Source organism: Mesorhizobium delmotii (assembly GCF_900149755.1).
Lineage (GTDB): Bacteria > Pseudomonadota > Alphaproteobacteria > Rhizobiales > Rhizobiaceae > Mesorhizobium > Mesorhizobium delmotii.
Window position 1 is genome coordinate 328,741 of sequence record NZ_FUIG01000024.1, and the last position, 18,621, is coordinate 347,361.

An 18,621-nucleotide genomic window follows, 5' to 3' on the forward strand; every position below is an offset into this window, starting at 1 on the left:
TGCTCGCGGCGCGTGCTCATACCATCGCCCTCACGATGTCTTCCTCTGACGGCCGTCTGACCTGGACGTCTTCGAAACGCTGGCTCACTTTGCCGTCTCGCAGCACCAGGATCGTGTCGGAGAGCGTCACCATCTCATCCAGCGTATCGCCCACGAAGACGATCGACAGGCCGTCCTCGGCCAGCTGACGGATGGCGTTAAAAAGATCGGCGCGCGCGCCGGGGTCGAGACCGCGTGTTGGATGATCGAGCACCAGCAGCCGCAGCGAGCGACCGAGAAGCCATTTGCTGAGCACCGCCTTTTGCTGATTTCCCCCTGAGAGCTGGTCGATGCGGTGGTCAAGCGACGGCGTTTTGATCTTGAGCCGCTCGACCCAATTCGCCACCTCCTGCCGCTCGCGCCGCTTTGACAGCAAGAGCCCGCCGTAGCCGTAGTCGGACCCGAAGGTTACGGCCATGTTCTCGCAAACACTCATTCCCTTCATCATCGCTTCCATCTTCCGCTCGGCGGGGACGTAGCCTATGCCGAGGCCGACGGCGCCGCTTGGGCAACTCATGCGCACCGGCCGGCCCTCATAGTCGATCTCGCCGCCATAGCTCTCCTCCACGCCGAAAATCGCCCGGCAGACCGCTTCCGCCCCGGACCCCTGGACCCCGATCAACCCGACGATCTCTCCGGACGCGACATCGAAGGTCACGTCCGCAACCTTGCCCGGCACCGTCAGGTCGCGGACTTCCAGTCGCTTCGGCGCGCTCTTGTCGGGGGGATTGTTCCGCGGCAGGACCGAACCCGCGCGCTGGCGTCCGACCATCAGCTCGTACAACTCGTCAGGGTCAGTCTCGCCTTTCGCCCTTTCGGCGACATTGCGTCCGTCGGAAAGCACATAGACCCGGTCGGAGATTGCGAGCACTTCGTCCATGCGATGCGAGATGAACACAACCGACGAGCGGGTCTTCAGTCGCCGCACCTGCCAGAACAGCGCCTGGATCTCGGTCGGCGTCAGCACCGATGTCGGTTCATCGAACAGGACGACGAGGTGGCTCTCCACCAATTCCTCAAGCGACAGCACTTTGGCCAGTTCGACCATCTGGCGCTGCGCAAAGGTCAGCTGATCGACGGGCGTGTCCGGCGCGACATCCAGTTCGACCTTGTCCAGCTGGATACGGGCCGCATCATTCATCCGGCTGCGCCGATAGAATCCGAAGCGGCTGAAGTCGGTCGGCTTGTCGATGAAAAGGTTCTCGGCCACGGTGAGATTGCCGATCAGCGACTGCTCCTGATGGACCAGGCCTATGCCTGCTCGCGCGGCCTCAAGGGGAGAGCCGAAGCGCACGAGTGAACCCCGCAGACGCATCTCCCCGGCGCTTGGTTGATGGAGGCCGCCGATAATCTTCATCAATGTCGACTTGCCCGATCCGTTCTGGCCGATCAGACCGAGGACCTCGTGCTCGCGCAGTTTCAGATCGATCTCTGCGAGGGCAACCACGCCGGGAAAGCGCTTGGAGACATTTTGCAGTGAAAGGAGCGTGGTCATTTTACCACTCTAGTCTTGCGCCGCAGGTGCCAGGTGGACGCGGCGACCGCGACGACGATCACCACGCCCTCGATGGCTTTCTGCAGCAGGGGATTCGTTCCCGTCTGCACAAGGCCGTTGCGCAAAGTGACGAGAACCAGAACGCCAACGAGCGAGTGCAAGACGCCGCCGCGGCCGCCGGACAGCAGCGTGCCACCGATCACACAAGCGGCGATTCCGGGAAAAAGCAGCCCCTCTCCCGCGAGGGGATTGCCGACGCCGATTTGCGCCGCGGTCAAGATGCCGGCCAGGCCTGTCAGGCTTCCGCAGATGGCGAAGGCGCTGACCTTGTAGAGATTCACATTCACGCCCGCCAAACGGACGAGCGCCTCATCGGCGCCGATGGCAAAGCCGATACGGCCAAGCTTTGTGCGCCGCTCGACAATGAAGGCGAAGAGCGCGAACGCCACGGCCAGATACACGAGCGCGCTGAGGCCGAAGTGTTTGTGCAGAGCCAGTCCGACAAAGCCGCCGTCGAGGAGTTGCGGCTGCCTCGAGGGAAAGAGCAACGCAGCCAGGCCGAGCGTGATCAGCCACATGGCGAGCGTGACGATGAGCGACGGCATCCGCAGATAGGCATACAAAGTTCCGTTGAGGACGCCGACGGCCAGCCCCGCGGCGAGCGCAACCAGGATCGCACCCGCACCAAGATCATGGGCTGTGACGCTGTTCGCGATGAGGATCGAAAGCAGGATGTTGGCAAGCGAGGCCACGCCCTCGCTCGACAAATCAATCGAGCCCTGCACCAGCACAAAAGTCATCCCGATCGCAACGACGGCAGGGACCGCCGCCGACTCCAGGATCGCCTGCAGATTGCCTCCCGAAAGGAAATTCGGGGTCAGACTGGTGAATACCGCCACCATGGCCAGGAGCGACAACATGGGGCCGGCGGATTTCAAGAGACCGATTCCGGCGTGGCCAGATCGCTGCCGCGCTCCAGCTACCCCGCGGCGCGGGGAAGCCATTGCGCCGGTGTCTTGGGCGTGTAATTGCGCCTGAGTCATGTCGCGGCTCAGTTCACACCGACCGGGATCTGACCCTTTGACCGAGCCCAGAAATTCTTCTTTAGCGCGTCGTAGGAGAAGTCGGCTGGATTCGGCTGGGCCGAGAGCATCGCATCGACATTGTCCTTGCTCGCAAGCGTTTGCTCCAGGTAGAAATCGCGCTGCACCTGCTCCAGGTCACCGATCCTGAGTTCCCCCGAGGCGACGGCATATGCAAGTGCTGCCGCGACCGCCCCGTGCAGCTGCGAGCTGATCCGCATGCTGGACAACATCTCGCCGGACTTGATCAGTTTCAGCACGTCGCTCGACCCGTCCGAGCCGGTGACGGGAACCTTGCCTGCCAGGCCCTTCTCGCGTAACGCCGCGACCGCGCCGAGCGCCATGCCGTCATTTTGCGCGAAGATTCCCTTCAGCTGCTCCCCGTAACGCGCAATCCACGTGCGGGTGATGTTTTGACCTTCGGTCTGTCCCCAATTGCCGATCTGGGTGTCGAGGATCGTCATGCCCGGACATTCAGAGACAGCCTTCATGAGCCCGATCTCTCGCTGCTTCGACGGCGGATTGTCCGGCGTTCCCTTGAGAACCGCGATGCCGCCCTTGCCGCCAATCGCCTTGCAGAGCGCCATGCCGTTCTGGTAGCCGGAATCGACACCGTCGAACGAGATGTTGGCGATCCAGGCATCGGGCGCGGTGTCCCACGGATGGATCTCCTCAGGACGATTCCACATCGTCGTCATGAAGGCGCCACCGGCTTCCGCCCGCTCGACGAAGGCCTTGGTGAAGGCCGTGGAGTCCGGAAACCAAGCGAAGGCGCAGCCTTCGCAGCCGGCGGCGAGTATTGCCCCCAGTTGTTGCATATGCTTCTGGCCGTCGAACCCACTCTCGTAGACCTCCAGCTTGGCGCCGACCGAGCTCGCCACCTCCTGGGCGCCCCAGATAACTTCCTGCCAATACTCGCTGCTGGTCGTTCCAACTGCCAGATAGATGGTTTTTGGCTTCTCTTGGGCGACCGCACTGTCGCCGGCCAAGGGACCAATCGCGATTGCCACAGCAGCCGCTACCGCGGCTGAAATCCTTTTCAGCAGTGTCACTTCATCCTCCCGATGATCGTATTCCGTCCGACGGCCCGTGCTCCACGGTCCATGCAGCAGCGACATTCCACCAAAAAATCTATTTTGTAAAGACTAATAAATTATTTCATGATAAAAGTGACGACTTTCTCGCTGGTAGCTAACGTGGAGGATCGGTATGGGAACGGGAGAAACCGTGCTTGTCACGGGCGCGACAGGGCGGACAGGCAAAGCCGTTATAGCGGCCCTCGCCGAACGCGGAGCGTGCGTTCGCGCGATGACTCGCTCGCGAGCGAGCGAGGACGGGCTTTACGCAGTAGGCGCACACGAGGTCGCGCTAGCCGATCTCGGGGACCGATCCTCGCTCGAGGACGCGGTCTCGGGGGTTGCGCGGCTCTATCATATCGGACCGCGTTTCAACGACTGCGAGGTGGCGTTCGGAACCAACATCATCGCAGCCGCCCGCAACGCTGGTCTGAGGCATTTCGTCCTGCACTCGGTCTTTCACGCGCAATGCCGGACATGATCCATCATCGTCAGAAGCTTAAACTGGGAGGAAATTGTGATCGAATCCGGCCTGCCCTACACCATTCTCCAGCCTGCGATGTACATGCAGAACATCGCCCTCGAATGGGCAAGGATTGAAGCCGAGGGCGTTTATGAACGCCCCTATCGGACGGATCTTTCGATGGCGATGATAGACCTCGCCGATCTGGCTGACGCGGCGGCCACGGTCCTTACCAGCACGCGCTACGTCGGAGGTGCGTACGAGTTGGTCGGCCGCGAGCCGCTATCCCACGCCGGCATGGCGAAGATATTGAGTGGTCTCATGGGCAAGCCGGTACGGGCCGCGCGCTGCGCGCCGGCGGAATGGCGCCGTCAAAATGCTGGCCGGGTTCCCGACGACTATCTTCTGATCTATGGGGCGATGTGCCGGCACTATGACCGCTTCGGTCTGCCGGGCGGCAATCCGGCGGTAGCATCGATGATCCTCGGCCGGGAGCCTGCCAGCTTCGAGGACTTTGCCCGGCGTTTTGTCGCCGAACGGAAGGCAAGTTAGCTAGGGGCGAGGATGCCGCGGCGTTGCCACCGAGCGTCAGTGTCAGGCTGTCGCCAGCTTGACACCCGCCTCCACCAGCATCTTGCGGGATGTATCCCCCGAACGTATTCCGGCATCTCTTGCTGACAGCGCGTCGGCCTCAAGCGAGAAGACCTCCGGCCCAACGTGGTGAAGGTTTCCTTTGCCGGCAACGATCTTGATGATCTCCACGACGTCGAATTCACCTTCCCCCGGGAAATTCCGGTAGTTGATTGTATCGTCGAAGAGCGACTTCCCCACTTGCCGCCGCACGCCATCATCGATCTGCATGCCGGCCAGATGCTTGCCAGGCAGGCTCTTGAGCAGATCGAGCTCGTAGGCCCCCTTGGAGAAATGCCAAACATCGACAAGGATGCCCGCATTGGGCGGATTTACGCCGCCGACGATCGCCCAGGCATCGGAGAGGTTAGGCATTCCCCAGAACGGCATGAATTCAAGATCAATCCGATATCCCTGCGCATGGGCACGCTCACAGAGGCGCCCGAATCCATCAATCAGCCGGGAAAGCTCGACCGTTCCTTTGTCATAACCCGCAACTGCAAGGATCGACGTCAAACCGAGCTTCTCGCACATCCGAAACGAGTGATCGGTGCTGACGTCGAAGCGCGCACGCAGCTCCGGCGAACATTCCGCCGGGACACGGATGGGCGCCCAGTCAGTAAGCGAATCCAGATAGCGCAACGGAGCTCCGGCATCGGCCGCCATTGCCTTCATGTCCGATGGAGTGAGCCCCGACTCCAGCGCGTCGAGGTAGGTTTCGGGCGCAATGGCAAGAGCCGTAAAGCCGCCGGCCCTCGCGGCCTCCACATGCCCCCGAAACCCGTGAATGCGCGCCGACGCAGGCCAAAAGACGAAATCGACAGATGGAAACATCAGGAATCCCTCGCTTGTCTTGTCGCAGCACCGCGCCCGCACCGACCGGCAAAGGCGGCACGCCGCGTCGATCGATGCGGTGATGAAACAACCCGGCTACCGCTCTCGATGATCGGGCTCAACGCCGGTGTTTCAATTCTGCAACCGACGTCAGGCGGCTGCCGCCGCGCCGAAACGATGTAGAATACCCGCCTTGTCGAAGACATTAGCGAGTGCAACCCGGCTCCGGTTGCCGATCTCTTCGGCGGACAGCGTGTCGTAGAGCCCGGAGAAGGTCTCGGGCCCGTAACGGTTGAGGCCACCGATGCGGCGGAGCTGCTGGAGCAGTTCGACGACCGGGAATCCGCCCGTGCCGGCATCCACCCGGTGGAAAATACAATCGTCCAGCAGCGATAGGCCGGGCTTCAGCTTGGCGGAGGCATCGGCGATCTGCACGGTGGAGATCTTGTCACCAGGGATCGTGTCAAGCAGCGCCGGATCCGGCTTTCCGCGCAGATAGTGCCAGAAGTCGAAGACCAGGCCGCTGTTGTCGCGATCTGCGGTCTTGATGATCTTCCAAGCGGTCTCAAGATCAGGAAGGCCCCAGAATGGAATGAATTCGAGGTCGCAGCGCCAACCCAGGCCGGCAGCCCTGTCGCAGGTGCTGGCAAAGCCGTCGACCAGTTGATCGATCGACACCTGGCTCTTTGGACAGGTGATGATGCAGCTCATGGAATCGACTTTAAGTGCCTCGCCGATGCGGAAGAAGTCGTCTTCGTCGAAACCGAAGAAGCCGAGCGAAAACGCGGCTGGATCGAGATTGTCGGGCAGCCAGTGCGTCGCCCAGCGCGCATAGGGGTCGAGCTGGGTCAGCTTCACCCCTTCGTCATCCGCCATAAGCAGCATGTCCTTCGTGGTAATACCGTCGGCAAGCCAGCGGCAATAGTGCCATGGCGTGATGGAAATGGCATCGCACCCTGCCAGCCGCGAGGCGCGCAGTTGCTCCCTCAGCGGCAGCGACCGCACCGTTCCCACCCACATGATCGTTGACGACTTGTCCATACTTCTCCTCCTTGTCGCAGCCAGGCGCGAAGCCGGTGGCGCCTCAAAAACCTTCAAATACAATCTTGCCGTTCACGGAACCGGCCTCGATATCCCGATGAGCCTGGATCAGCGCGTTCGCCGAGGCCGGCCCCATGCGCTTGGCCAGCGTGGTTCGCACGTGCCCCGCATCGACCAACTGCGCCAGCTTGCGCAGAATCCCGCCCTGCTCAGCCATGTCCTGACGCTGAAAAACCGACCGCGCCATCATTGAATGCATATGCACGGTGATGCACTTGGTTTTCAACGTTGTGAGCGGAAATGGATCGGGATCATCGAGCACTCCGATCGATCCGAACGGCTGAACGAGATCCACGAACTGGCCCTGATGCCGAGGCGTCTGGGCTAGCGCCATCAGGAGATCCACACCCTTGAAGCCCAGGGCCTCCACCTGCGGCTTCAACGGCTGGTGGTGGTCGATGACATGCGAGGCGCCAAGCTCCCGACACCAGTCTGCTGTTTCCGGCCGGGACGCTGTCGCAATGATTGTCACATCAGTCAGAGCGCGCGCGAGCTGGATCGCCATGGAGCCGGTTCCGCCGGCACCGCCGATAATCAGCAAGACGCGACCGTCAGAGGCGGGCCTTGGACGAGCGCCGAGCCTGTCGAACAGAAGTTCCCAGCTTGCCAGCGTTGTCAACGGCAAGGCCGCTGCTTGCGCGAAGTCGAGGCTTTTCGGCATCCCCGCGACGATCCGCTCATCCACCAACTGGTATTCGGCGTAGCTGCCCTGGCGAACGACCGAGCCGGCGTAGAACACGGCATCCCCGGTCTTGAAGTTCGTCACCTTCGGGCCCGCCGCCACAACCACACCGGCGCCGTCATAGCCAGGTACTTTCAGCGCTCCTCCTGGGTCGACCGTGCGCCTCAGCTTCGCGTCGAGCGGATTGACCGAAATGGCCCTTATTTCGACCAGCAGGTCGCGATCCTGCAGTTCACCCGGCCGGGAAAGTTCTACATCGACAAGCGCGTCCGGGACATCAACGGGCCCGGCCTTTGTAAATCCGACTGCCTTCATCCGACTGCTCCTAGAACAGATTGCGGATCGAGCCGCCATCCACGCCCCAAACCGATGATGTGACGAAGGATGCCCGCTCCGAGGCGAGGAAGACTATGATGTCCGCAACCTCCTCCGGTTCGCCCATGCGTTCAAGCGGCAGCTGCCGCAGCTTCATTTCGTGGTCGACCGCCTGACGCGGCGGCATGCCGTGAACTTCCGATAGCGTATCCGCAAAGCCGCCCGGTCTGGACCAGAGTGGGCTCCAGACGGGCCCTGGCGCGACGGCATTCACCCGGACGTGCGGAGCCTCGGCGCGCGCCAGACTCTTGGTGACACTCACCAGCGCGGTCTTCAGGGCAGCATAGTCGGCAGGGATGGTCTCCGGTTGGCGCGCGAGATCGGATGTATTGTTGACGATCGAGCCGCGGCTGTCGCGCAAGCGCGGTAGCAGCGCCCGGGTCATGCGGATATTGCTGAGAAAGTTGACATCGAATGTGCGCTGCCAGTGAGCGTCCGTCAGGCCGTCGAACGGCTGTGCATCGACGACACCGACGTTGTTCACCAGAACATCCAGTTTACCATTTCCGCCCGAGAATACGTCGGCGATACCCTTTTCGACACCTTGCGCTGTGGATAGATCGGCGACTGCGATGGTGACGCTCACACCTGCCGCCGAGGCTGATGCCGCGGTCTCCCGCAGGCTCGCTGCATTTATGTCGATGAGCCGCAGGTGCGCCCCTTCCCGCGCAAACGCGAGCGCCGTTGCCCGGCCTATGCCGCTTGCCGCACCCGTCACGAGCACGGTCTTTCCCTTCAATCCAGTATCCATATGTCCCTCAAGCAATCGTTGGTTCGCGCTCCGGCCCCTGTGTCAACGCAGCGGAACGCTGGCTATGCTGCTGTTGTCGAGCGCTTTTCCGAATCTCTCGTCAGGCGGCCTTGCCCGCTATGTCTTCAGTGCGAACTTCGTCGCGAACCGGATTGACCAGTTTTCCAAGGCCCTCGATTGAGACCTCGCACCTGTCGCCGTCCTTCATCAGCAAACGCGGGTTGCGAGCCCATCCGATGCCGGCAGGGGTGCCGCTGACGATCAGGTCGCCGGGTTCGAGAGTGATCGCCTCGCTAATCGTCTCGATGAGCGTCGCGACGTCGAAGAGCATGTCGTCCGTGCTCGCCGATTGGACGGTCGCCCCGTTAAGGCGCGTCTCTAGCCTTAGTCCCTTGCCGCCGGCCGGCACTTCGTCGGCCGTCACGAGTGCGGGTCCGAAACCGCCCGTGGAATCAAAGTTCTTGCCGACCGTCCATTGCGGCGACTTGAACTGATACTCACGGACCGACCCTTCGTTGAAGATTGAATAGCCGACCACATGGTCATGGGCGCGCGACTTCGGGATGTGCCGGCCGCCCCGCCCTATCACAACCACCATCTCGCCTTCGAAATCGAGGCTCGTCGAGGCAAGCGGCCGCATGATCGGCTGATTGTGGCCCACCAGCGTCGTGGTGAAGCGCGCAAACAGTGTTGGGTAGTCCGGCTGCTCGTATGGCGACTCCTTGGTATGATCGGCATAGTTCAGCCCAACGCAGATGATCTTCGGCGGCCGCACCAGCGGCGGGAGAAAGATGACGGCATCGGGGTCGAATTCAGGGCCGTCGCCGAGTTGACGGCCCACACGAAGCAATTCCTCCGGGCCGGCAGCTATCAGCTGTCCAAGATCAACTGTATGGTCGCAGTTGCCGGCGGTTAAGCCGCGCAGTTGACCCGCCCGTTCCACGGCCAACCCGCGTTGACCGCTAAATTCGAAACTCACGAAGCGCATTCTTCCTCACTCACAATGTGTCGCTAGGGTGGGCGAGGATTTTCCAAAAAATAAGATATGTCAACAAAAAATCTATTTTTCTGTTGACCATCTGATCAACCCAAGGATAGTAGTCATATTGCAGGCTGGCTGAGGAGGAGCCAGCTCCTGCGTCATGACTAGTGCCAGCTGCATGAGGGCAAGTGAGATAGTTTGGGAGGATTGACGATGAAGGCCCTTCGTTTTCATGCCGCGCGCGACCTGCGCCTGGAAGATATAGCTCCGCCTGCCGACCCACGGCCGAACGAGGTGATCGTTCAAGTCAGTCATTGCGGGATCTGTGGGACCGACATCCACGAATACCTGGATGGACCGATCTTCGTATCGATGGCGCCGCATCCGCTCACCGGCGCGTCGGCGCCCCTCGTGCTTGGTCACGAGTTCTCGGGCAGGATCGCCTCGGTCGGGCAATGCGTCAGCCGCTTCGCCAGGGGCGACAGGGTTGCGGTCCTTCCGCATCTCAACAAGCCGGGAGACTATTTCGTGCGCCGCGGAATGGGCCACATCAGTGATACGACGGCCTTGGTCGGCCTTTCCTCGGCCTATGGCGGCATGGGGGAATATGCGGTCCTCCCGCAGGACAATGTTGTGAAGTTGCCAGACGATGTGAGCGATGAGCAGGGAGCGCGTTTCGAGCCGATGGCTGTCGCTCTCAATGCGACCGATCGGGGCGGCGTCCGTGCCGGCAACAGCGTGCTGATCGCCGGCGCCGGCCCGATCGGCGTCCTTGCGGCGATGGCCGCGAGAGCGGCCGGAGCGTCGAGGGTGTTGGTATCCGAAGCCAATCCCGCACGACGGCGCAGGTTGGAATCTCTCGAACTCGGCCACGAGGTAGTTGATCCCACTTCAGCGGACTTTGGCGATGCCGTGCTGGGGTCGACTGAAGAAGGCCTCGGCGTCGACGTGGCGGTCGAATGCGCCGGCAACGAACGCGCCCTGGCTGACTGTATCCGGCTTGTGCGACGCGGCGGAACCGTTGTGCAGGTGGGCATCTTCGTTGATCCACCCCGCGTGGACATGCGACTGCTGGTTTCCAAGGCCGTGACGCTGACAACGAGTTGGGGCTTTCCGATCACCATCGGCCCCCGCGTCGTTCAAATGATTGCTACCGGACAGGTCCAGCCCGAAAAGATCATCACCGGCCGGGTGACGATGGCTGACGCCATTGCCGGAGGCTTCGATGCGCTTGCCAGACCGGACCAGGACCATCTGAAGGTGCTGATCGCAGTCGCGGCCTAGAGCCGGCAAGCACCACGACTTTCCATTCGACAAAAGGAGGAAGAACGATGGGTCGTCTCAAGGGCAAGGTTGTGCTTGTGACTGGCGCAGCACAGGGGATTGGTGCGGCGATCGGAAGGCTCTTCGCCGCGGAAGGGGCGGTGCTTTATCTGACCGACATACAGCCGTCACCGAAAGGAGAGCTGCCAACTGGCGCGGAGCATCGGCGGCTGGACGTCTCGAAGGAAGATGATTGGCGCTCCGTCGTCTCGGAGATTGTCGATCGTCATGGTCGTCTGGACGTCTTGGTGAACAATGCCGGTATCGTCGAGCACTATGGCCAGATAGATGCCACCAGCACCGAATCTTGGCACCGCGTCATCTCAGTCAACCAAACCGGAACCTTCTTCGGCATGCGCGAGGCCATTCCCGTCATGAAGCGAAACGGCGGGGGTGCTATCGTGAATTTCTCGTCGATCTGGGGCACGGCCGGCGCCGCAGGAGCAGCGCCCTATCAGGCTGCGAAAGGCGCGGTGCGCACGATGACCAAAAACGCAGCCATCAGCTATGCCAAGGACAATATTCGTGTGAACTCGGTCCATCCGGGCATCATCTGGACACCGCTCATCGAAGGCCAGAGCAAAGAGATGAACGACAGCATCATTGCCGTAACTCCGATGGGGCGAGCAGGCAGGCCCGAAGAGATCGCTTTTGGCGTGCTCTATCTTGCGAGCGACGAGGCATCATTCGTTACAGGCCTGGTACTAAACATAGACGGTGGTTATCTGGCGCAGTGATAAATAGTTGTTTAGAATTGCTTCGTAGCAATCTCCCTTCGAGCGGTGAGGGTCAATGGCATTTGAGGAGGCAGGCGTCTTCAACGAATGCTCGCTGATGAATGGCGAATGGCTTGAGTGGGTCGGGGAGCGGAATGGCCGCTTCCGGGACGAAGTTACCGACAAGCGGCCATTCAGCTGACGACCCCTTTGCGGAACTCGCTCGCCCTCGGTCGAACTCACGCCCATGACCCGAAGCCGTTATCCGCCACACACGTGTCCGTCCTAAGATTGGTGCAGGTCTGCCGGCACCGTTCGGGGCAAGATACGAATGGCGCAACCACATCATCACTGATGATTAGCGGGATTGGCGTGAAATCTCAGCAAAACGCTGCAAGCGATTCCTTTATTGTCGCCGACTCCAGTGTCAAAGTGCGAGCGGCGTGGCTTGCGGGAGGTCCTCATGAGTCTTCAATCGACGTTGAGACGGATTCAAATCGCGGCCCTTAATCGGACACATGCTGCGACGCTGAGAGGATTGAGCAAGGTTCGTGAACACAGGCATTGCCCCTTGTGTGGGTGGACGGGATTCCAATTTTCTGCCGGTAAACCTGGCCCGTTCTTCCGGTTTGACGCTCGATGCCCATCATGCTGGTCCGCGGAGCGTCACAGGCTAGCTTACATCCTTCTGAAGGATTCCCTCCCGGCCAAGATAGATAAAATCCTGCACTTCGCTCCCGAACCAGAGATCCAGAAATGGCTCCAGCGAAGTTGCACTGAGTACCACACTGCCGATCTTATGGATCCGCAAGTTATGCATAAGGTTGACATTCAGGACATGCCGTTTGAGGACAACACCTACGATCTCATCTGGTGCTCGCACGTTCTTGAACACGTCTCTGATGACCGAAGGGCTCTGAGCGAAATCCGCCGTATCCTCGCCCCAAACGGCATCGCCGTGATTCAGGTACCTCTTTGGGGATCTAAAACCATCGAAGGCGATCTCCCAACTTCCGAACGTGTGCGGGTCTACTATCAGGAAGACCACCTTCGCCGTTACGGAATGGATATTCTGGAGCGGCTGTCGATGGATGGACTTTCTGTCAGCGTCCGCAATGTTCAAGAGCTGGAACTTCAGTTAGTGTTGAGGTGCTCACTGAACGACATGGCGAGCAACGATGTTTTCCTTCTCAGGAAGCTCGCCTGACATCGCTCGGCTCTTCCAGCCCGCGGTCATACTCGGCGGCGGAGAATCTCATCTTGGTCCAGTCCCAACGGCAAGCTCCATCAAGGAGTTAAGCTGCTGCCGCTGGTGAGGTCTCGAACTGGCTCAGACAAGAGATTTTGCCGTTTTTCCATGAGCAATGCGCGATATCAACCCATCGTACAATGTTAAGCACCTGGGTGAAGCTGTCCTAGTCGACCCACCGTCCCTGCGGGCAAACCGTCAGCCGAATACAAGCTCCGGCAGAACCGCTTCCCAGACATCTCGGTGAAGGTGCACCCGGAACTCTTCCAGATTATCGGACTTGCGCCAGCGCACGAAGGCGCCGGCCTCGCCGCGCAGGAAGCTGAGGCCTTCGGGAGGCGACCAGCTTCTGGCCATGCGTCCGAGGGCCTGCCCTTGTTTGTCCTGTATCATCCAGAGCGGGCCATCGCGCACGATCTGAATCGGATCTCCTGCTTTCGCCGCCGAGATGGCGGCGAGCGAGGGATCGCCCGGCCTGAGACGCCCTGCCCATGACAGGTCCACGGACTTAAGGTTCGGCACTTGGTACAGCGCGGTCGGAAGAGCGACGCCGTCGGCGACAGCCGGCGCGGCTCGGCGCAGCACATGCTCTTTGTCCTGCTGGACGAACGGATGCTGACCTTGAGCAATGATCGCGAGGCTGCGTCGCGCCCGGGTCATGGCGACATAAAACAGGCGGCGCGGCGCATCAGGGTCCTCGCCTTGGGAAGGCTTGTCCCAACCGCCATTCAGGATGACGACATCCTCGAATTCCAGGCCTTTCGATCGATGCGCCGTCAGCAGCAGCAGCGCGCGCTGATCGCTGCGGGCATCATTGGCCCACTCAGCGAACCACTCGACAAGGTCCGGCACGGGCATGGTCTTGTTCGCAAGCTCCTTTGCAAGCGCGGCGATGCCTTCGGCGATCAGATCCGTCCAGCGGTTGGACGGTATCGCGTTCAGCATATCCACCAGATCACGGACGGCCACCAGACGGGTATTATCGCGGCGCAGTGTGTCGATGAACTGCTGCATCTCGCGCAGGCGCCAGATGCTGGGCAGGCTCTCGTTTGCCATTTCCACTGGGATGCCAAGCGTTTCGGCATAGGCCCGCACCGAAGCCAGCCGCCGCCAGTCGCGCGCGATGATCGCGGCGCGCGACCAGCTCCACTCCGGATCAAGGCGCGAAAGCCGGACGAGTTCATCCATCGCGGCCATGGCCTGCGCCACGTCACCGGCCCGGCAGTCCAGCACATGCACTCGCCCTTGCGCAACCGGATCGAGCGCCGCCATGTCTCCGCCGGGCGGCGCTACGCTGCGCTTGCGATCTATGGCAATGTCGTGTCCCGCTTTCATGCGGTCAGCGGCGGGCGCAATGACTGCGTTGGCCGCCGCAATGATATGTCCGGTCGAACGGTAATTCTCGACCAGGAATTGCGGTCGTGCACGATAGTCGGCCTCGAACTGCCGGATGAAGCGGATGGACGCACCGGCGAAGGCGTAGATGTTCTGATCGTCATCGCCCACAGCAAAAAGGCTGAGCCGAAGGTCCGGATCGTCCAGGGAGCGGCCCGCAACGGCGGAGATCAGCGCGTATTCCTCAGGGCCGATGTCCTGATACTCGTCCACCAGAATCCAGCGATAACCCTGGATCAGGGTGTCGCGTTGTGCCTCCGCCTCGGGCTTGCTGAGCCCTTCGCCGTTCAACTGGCGCACGGCCTCCATGACGATCCCGTCGAAGTCGTGCGTCGTCTCGTTCGCACTTCCGGCAAAGCTCGCCCCCACAAGCCGCATGGCGAGGGCGTGGCATGTGGATATGGTCACCGCATTCGCGTCATCGCCGATCAGGTGGCGGAGCCGGATGCGTATCTCGGCGGCGGCATGACGGTTGTAAGTCAGCACGAGGATGCCGCGCGAATCCTCGCGACGGACCCGGATGAGATAGGCGATGCGGTGCACCAGAACGCGCGTCTTACCCGAACCCGGTCCTGCCAGGACCAGGACGCTGGTCTGTTCGCGGTCGTCGGCGACGATCTCTTGCTGAACTGGGTTCTTCAGTGCCTCAACGATCGCTTTCCAGGAGGTGCCGGTGGTTTGACGCCGGATCTCGCCGCCCTTGCCGGGCATCCAGCGGCGCAGGAAGGCGTCGCGATCGAGCACGAAGTAGTCCTCGGACAGCCGCAGCGCCTGATCCATCGCGGCAAGGCCCTTTTCGGCATAGGCCGCCATCACATGGGTCTGGATCGTCTGCTCGGCGTAGTGTTCCTCGAGGGGTACAAAATCCTTCGCTGTGAACTGGCCGCCCGAAGGGTTCAGATGGACCGTCATCGCCGGCCGAAAGATCGTCAGCCCCTTGCCTAGCGTCACCACCTCCTGCTCGTGCAGCCACAGAAGTGCGCGGTCCATCAGCTTGGTCATGTCCTGAATGCCGCTGCCGCGCAGCAGGGCATCTCCGGTCAGGGTGGCGAGCAGATCGCCCATCGTAGTTTCGACCTGGATGTCCTTGCCGCGGCTGCCGTTCGGCAGCTTGCCCAGAAGATGCCCCAGCAACAGTTCGGCGCCCTGCTGCCGCAGGCTTGCCGTCTGTTCCAGTGCCTGCCAGGTCCGTTGCAGTGTCACCATCAATGTGTTGCGCGAAGCCTTGCGCAGTCGCAGATTGCCCTTGCCACCATCCTGATCGCGCCCGTCACGGCCCATGCTGCGCAGCAGCTTTTCCACGATGTCTGGTCGCACTGCGCTGTGCCCCTGATTGCGGAGCGCCTGAGAGGTTTCGGCCAGATGCAGGGGAGTGCCTCCGGCACCTTCGGCATCGGGGGCGGCCTCGCGCATCAGGGTGATCAGCGCGGTTTCAAGCCGTGCGGCCTGCGCCAGCCGCTGCTGCGAATGCCCCTCGACGGCGACATGGACAAAGACTGTGACCGTCACGTCATTGCGGGCGACCCCGACCGCCTCGAGATCGGCCATTGCCTTGATCAGCATGCCGCCTGTCAATCCGCTGACCCCGGCCAGCTCATCGGTGGAAATGCCATGATCGGGAGGCGCGTTCATCACGTGGCGGGTGATATCCAGAAGCTGCTTGCGACGGGTGCCGGTGATCATGGCCTTGGCCAGGATCGCCTCGACTTCTTCCAGGTTGCGGATTCTAAGGGATGAGGGCAAGACCTGAACTCGGTTTTCGTCGCGGCTCAGGAGCGTGGCCTCTTCCAGCCAGGACACAGCGGTTTTCACTCTCGTGTCGTCGGTGGCGCTGTCGCGCTCGAACTCCTGATCGCGTTCGGCTCGCACGACTTCGCCTGAGGTGGCGACCACGGTGCCGGTCTTCTTCGTCCGCTCGTCCAGCCGCCGCAGGGCCTTGAGGATGGCACCGATTTCGTGCCGGGCCAGGCGCGAGCGCGCCGAAAGCGAGAACTGCCGCTCGACATCCTCGACGGCGAACAGCAGGACGCAATTGGCATGCGCGCGATCGCGGCCCGCTCGGCCGGCTTCCTGCAGGTAATTCTCCAATGACCCGGGAATATCGCCATGCACCACCAGCCGGATATCGGGCTTGTCGATCCCCATGCCGAAAGCGTTGGTCGCGGCGATAATGCGCAGTTCGCCGATGCGGAAGCGTTCCTGAATGTCGCGCTTTTCCTCGGGCATCAGACCGGCGTGGAACCGTTCCGCCGACAGACCCTGCTGTTTGAGGAAATCGGCGACGCGTTGCGTCTCGCTGCGGGTAGCACAGTAGACCACCGCGCCCGAGGCGCCGTCCTGTGGCAGCTTGGCCTCGATCACGTCGAGGATATCGGCCAGCTTGGTGCCGGGCTGCGTCGGCCGGACCTCGAAGCTGAGATTGGTGCGCACCGCGCCGCCGTCCAGCAGCATCAGTTCGCGCTCTAGACGTGATCGGAAATGGTCGCGGATGTCGCGCACCACTTCGGGCTTGGCGGTGGCAGTCAGACAAAGCACCGGGGCAGCAGCTTCATCCCCTACGGATTCCTTGATGAAGCGGCTGATATAACGGTAGTCGGGCCGAAAATCGTGGCCCCATTTCGACACGCAATGCGCCTCGTCCAGCACCCAGAGTCCGATTTCACGCTGGGCCATAACCGAGCGGACCGAGTTGCTGCGCAATTGCTCGGGCGAGATCAGCAGCATTGCCGCCTCGCCCATACGCACACGGTCCAGCGCATCCTGCCGCTCGGGCATCGACAGCATTCCGTTGACGGTTACGGCCGAGGAAATGCCCGCCCGCGCCATGCCCTGCACCTGATCGGCCATCAGCGCGACCAGCGGCGAGATCACCACTGTCAGCGCCCCAGTCTTGTCGAATTTCGACAGGGCGGGGATCTGGTAGCAGACCGATTTGCCGGTGCCGGTCGGCAGAATCCCGAGGACGCTCGCCCCGCGCATCGCCTCATCGACGATTCGCTCCTGCAGCGGGCGGCCCATATCGTCCACCGGCTCCGCGCGGAAGGCATTGAACCCGAACCAGCGCGACAGCGCGCGGACCGGGTCGTTTTTGTCGCTGCACCAGGCGCAATCCGGGCTTTCGCAATTGGTATCGCGCAGGTGCCGCACGATCAGTGCAGCCTCGCGGAATTGCGCCCGCACCCAGGGCGGCATGACGGAATCCCCGCCCGCGACCAGGATCCAGGACAAAGCATAGGCCATGGGCCATCCGAGCTGCGGGTTCGAAAGGCGGCTCAGCGTCTGCTCGACCCGCCTCTCGCAGGCACGCCCCGCCAGCAGTCGGGAAATCGCTTCTCTCGCCGCAAGAGGACCCGGCGCAGGAGCTCCCCGAACCTCCTGGAACACTGCGTCGAACCCACCTGGGTTTTCCATTCTCGTAGTAAGGAAATGAAAGGCTGCTACGGCATCGGGCTGGTCGGCATTCTGCTGCGTCAAAGCCGCCAGTTGATTGCGCAGCACCTGAAACACCAGTCGCGCATCCATTTCCGGATCGTTGACGTGGCCCGCTTGCAGGCGCCCGTCATGGTAGTGCTTGACCAGGTGATGGTAGGGATTGCGCGGAAATGCGAGCGGATTGAGCCATAGGGTGTCGATCGGCGATCGAAAAATATTCGCGAGTCCAGGCCGCAATGCGACCAGATGAGGCAAGTCATGTCGAATGATGTTGTGGCCGAGCAGATGCTCGGCCGCGGCTGACTCTGCTCCCAGACGGTCAAGAGCCGCATCGAGATCGCGTTTCTTTGCGAGGATTGAGGGACGAGCGTCATCACGCACCGCCGCAAAAGCGAAGATGGTAGCGGTTGCAGGATCCACTTCCAGATCGACCGAAACGCAACGCTGCAAAAAGGGTTGGAAAGGCTCAGTCATATTGCAACGCTGTACTCACGGGATGAAACGGTTAGCGATCATGGTCGCGCTCGACGAAAGGTCAACGTTCAACTTGAGCCACAAAAACGTTGCCCGACAGCCACCTATCCAGCTCAGTTCAATAGCGCGACCCGTAACTGCGCAGGTTATCGACTAATCCTGATTGTGCCTCACAGGGGGTAATGTGCGCAGCGGCAACCATCCGAGAAGCAATATCTGCCAAATGCCGCAATCTGGGGGCTATAGCACACGGTGCTTTGATGCCTAGAGGTGCCGCGAAGGTTGAGGAGGCTGAAGGTTTCGATTTGAAATTGCTCGCTGCGACTGACGGGATGAGAAAGTCCCGCGAACTCGCTGCCCAAGGATCCAGTGCCAGCCCAAGCGCGCCATAGTTCCGACAATGGCAGCTTTTGGGCAACGACGGCAGAGCGACTACTGACCGAGTTGAGGCACATTGCCGCCGGCAGCCTTGGGGCCGTATGCGGACCGGCAGCTTGGAGGCTTGGATTTTAAGAAGCGGAC

The 18,621-nt window shown here is 61.5% G+C and carries 15 protein-coding genes; 6 read left to right on the forward strand and 9 right to left on the reverse strand.

What is annotated here, in order from left to right; genetic code table 11:
* Positions 1–16: 16 nt before the first annotated feature.
* The 3 genes from BQ8482_RS15560 to BQ8482_RS15570 all read right to left on the reverse strand — a co-directional run bounded on the left by BQ8482_RS15560 (position 17) and on the right by BQ8482_RS15570 (position 3,668).
* A complete protein-coding gene (locus tag BQ8482_RS15560) occupies positions 17–1,534 on the reverse strand; it encodes a sugar ABC transporter ATP-binding protein (RefSeq protein ID WP_123148420.1) in 1,518 nt (505 codons plus the stop codon).
* Complete coding sequence (locus tag BQ8482_RS15565; protein ID WP_165848574.1) at positions 1,531–2,472, reverse strand: ABC transporter permease; 942 nt, start codon at positions 2,470–2,472, stop codon at positions 1,531–1,533. Before BQ8482_RS15565 ends, BQ8482_RS15560 begins: the two co-directional genes overlap by 4 nt.
* A gap of 113 nt (positions 2,473–2,585) precedes the next feature.
* On the reverse strand, positions 2,586–3,668 hold the full coding sequence (locus tag BQ8482_RS15570; RefSeq protein WP_244602821.1) for a sugar ABC transporter substrate-binding protein: 1,083 nt from the start codon (positions 3,666–3,668) through the stop codon (positions 2,586–2,588).
* A 157-nt stretch (positions 3,669–3,825) separates the two neighbouring features.
* On the opposite strand from BQ8482_RS15570, the gene BQ8482_RS15575 reads away from it, so the two are divergent.
* Both BQ8482_RS15575 and BQ8482_RS15580 read left to right on the forward strand, forming a co-directional pair.
* Positions 3,826–4,173 (forward strand): SDR family oxidoreductase, encoded by a 348-nt coding sequence (locus BQ8482_RS15575; protein ID WP_123148423.1) that lies wholly within the window; start codon positions 3,826–3,828, stop codon positions 4,171–4,173.
* A 36-nt stretch (positions 4,174–4,209) separates the two neighbouring features.
* Complete coding sequence (locus BQ8482_RS15580) at positions 4,210–4,707, forward strand: Rossmann-fold NAD(P)-binding domain-containing protein (protein ID WP_165848575.1); 498 nt, start codon at positions 4,210–4,212, stop codon at positions 4,705–4,707.
* 42 nt (positions 4,708–4,749) lie between these two features.
* On the opposite strand, the gene BQ8482_RS15585 is transcribed toward BQ8482_RS15580, so the two are convergent.
* The 5 genes from BQ8482_RS15585 to BQ8482_RS15605 all read right to left on the reverse strand — a co-directional run bounded on the left by BQ8482_RS15585 (position 4,750) and on the right by BQ8482_RS15605 (position 9,516).
* Positions 4,750–5,619, reverse strand: coding sequence for a sugar phosphate isomerase/epimerase family protein (locus tag BQ8482_RS15585; RefSeq protein WP_123148425.1), 870 nt, complete (start codon positions 5,617–5,619; stop codon positions 4,750–4,752).
* Between the two features lie 150 nt (positions 5,620–5,769).
* Positions 5,770–6,660 (reverse strand): sugar phosphate isomerase/epimerase family protein, encoded by an 891-nt coding sequence (locus BQ8482_RS15590; RefSeq protein WP_123148426.1) that lies wholly within the window; start codon positions 6,658–6,660, stop codon positions 5,770–5,772.
* A 43-nt stretch (positions 6,661–6,703) separates the two neighbouring features.
* On the reverse strand, positions 6,704–7,717 hold the full coding sequence (locus tag BQ8482_RS15595) for a zinc-binding alcohol dehydrogenase family protein (RefSeq protein ID WP_123148427.1): 1,014 nt from the start codon (positions 7,715–7,717) through the stop codon (positions 6,704–6,706).
* A gap of 10 nt (positions 7,718–7,727) precedes the next feature.
* Positions 7,728–8,516: an SDR family NAD(P)-dependent oxidoreductase gene (locus BQ8482_RS15600; RefSeq protein WP_244602822.1), complete on the reverse strand. Its 789-nt coding sequence runs from the start codon at positions 8,514–8,516 to the stop codon at positions 7,728–7,730.
* Between the two features lie 112 nt (positions 8,517–8,628).
* Positions 8,629–9,516, reverse strand: a complete 888-nt coding sequence (locus BQ8482_RS15605; RefSeq protein WP_123148429.1) for a fumarylacetoacetate hydrolase family protein — start codon at positions 9,514–9,516, stop codon at positions 8,629–8,631.
* A 207-nt stretch (positions 9,517–9,723) separates the two neighbouring features.
* Here BQ8482_RS15605 and BQ8482_RS15610 point away from each other — a divergent pair, with 207 nt between their 5' ends.
* The 4 genes from BQ8482_RS15610 to BQ8482_RS40330 all read left to right on the forward strand — a co-directional run bounded on the left by BQ8482_RS15610 (position 9,724) and on the right by BQ8482_RS40330 (position 12,756).
* On the forward strand, positions 9,724–10,794 hold the full coding sequence (locus BQ8482_RS15610; protein ID WP_123148430.1) for an alcohol dehydrogenase catalytic domain-containing protein: 1,071 nt from the start codon (positions 9,724–9,726) through the stop codon (positions 10,792–10,794).
* A gap of 47 nt (positions 10,795–10,841) precedes the next feature.
* On the forward strand, positions 10,842–11,570 hold the full coding sequence (locus BQ8482_RS15615) for an SDR family NAD(P)-dependent oxidoreductase (protein WP_123148431.1): 729 nt from the start codon (positions 10,842–10,844) through the stop codon (positions 11,568–11,570).
* Positions 11,571–11,625: 55 nt separating this feature from the next.
* Positions 11,626–11,751 carry a hypothetical protein gene (locus BQ8482_RS40085; protein ID WP_280178832.1) on the forward strand — a complete coding sequence of 42 codons (126 nt, stop codon included), beginning with the start codon at positions 11,626–11,628 and terminating at the stop codon, positions 11,749–11,751.
* A 261-nt stretch (positions 11,752–12,012) separates the two neighbouring features.
* Positions 12,013–12,756, forward strand: coding sequence for a class I SAM-dependent methyltransferase (locus tag BQ8482_RS40330; RefSeq protein WP_123148432.1), 744 nt, complete (start codon positions 12,013–12,015; stop codon positions 12,754–12,756).
* Between the two features lie 240 nt (positions 12,757–12,996).
* Here BQ8482_RS40330 and BQ8482_RS15625 read toward each other — a convergent pair whose 3' ends face one another.
* A complete protein-coding gene (locus BQ8482_RS15625; protein WP_123148433.1) occupies positions 12,997–18,099 on the reverse strand; it encodes a RecQ family ATP-dependent DNA helicase in 5,103 nt (1,700 codons plus the stop codon).
* Positions 18,100–18,621 lie beyond the last annotated feature (522 nt).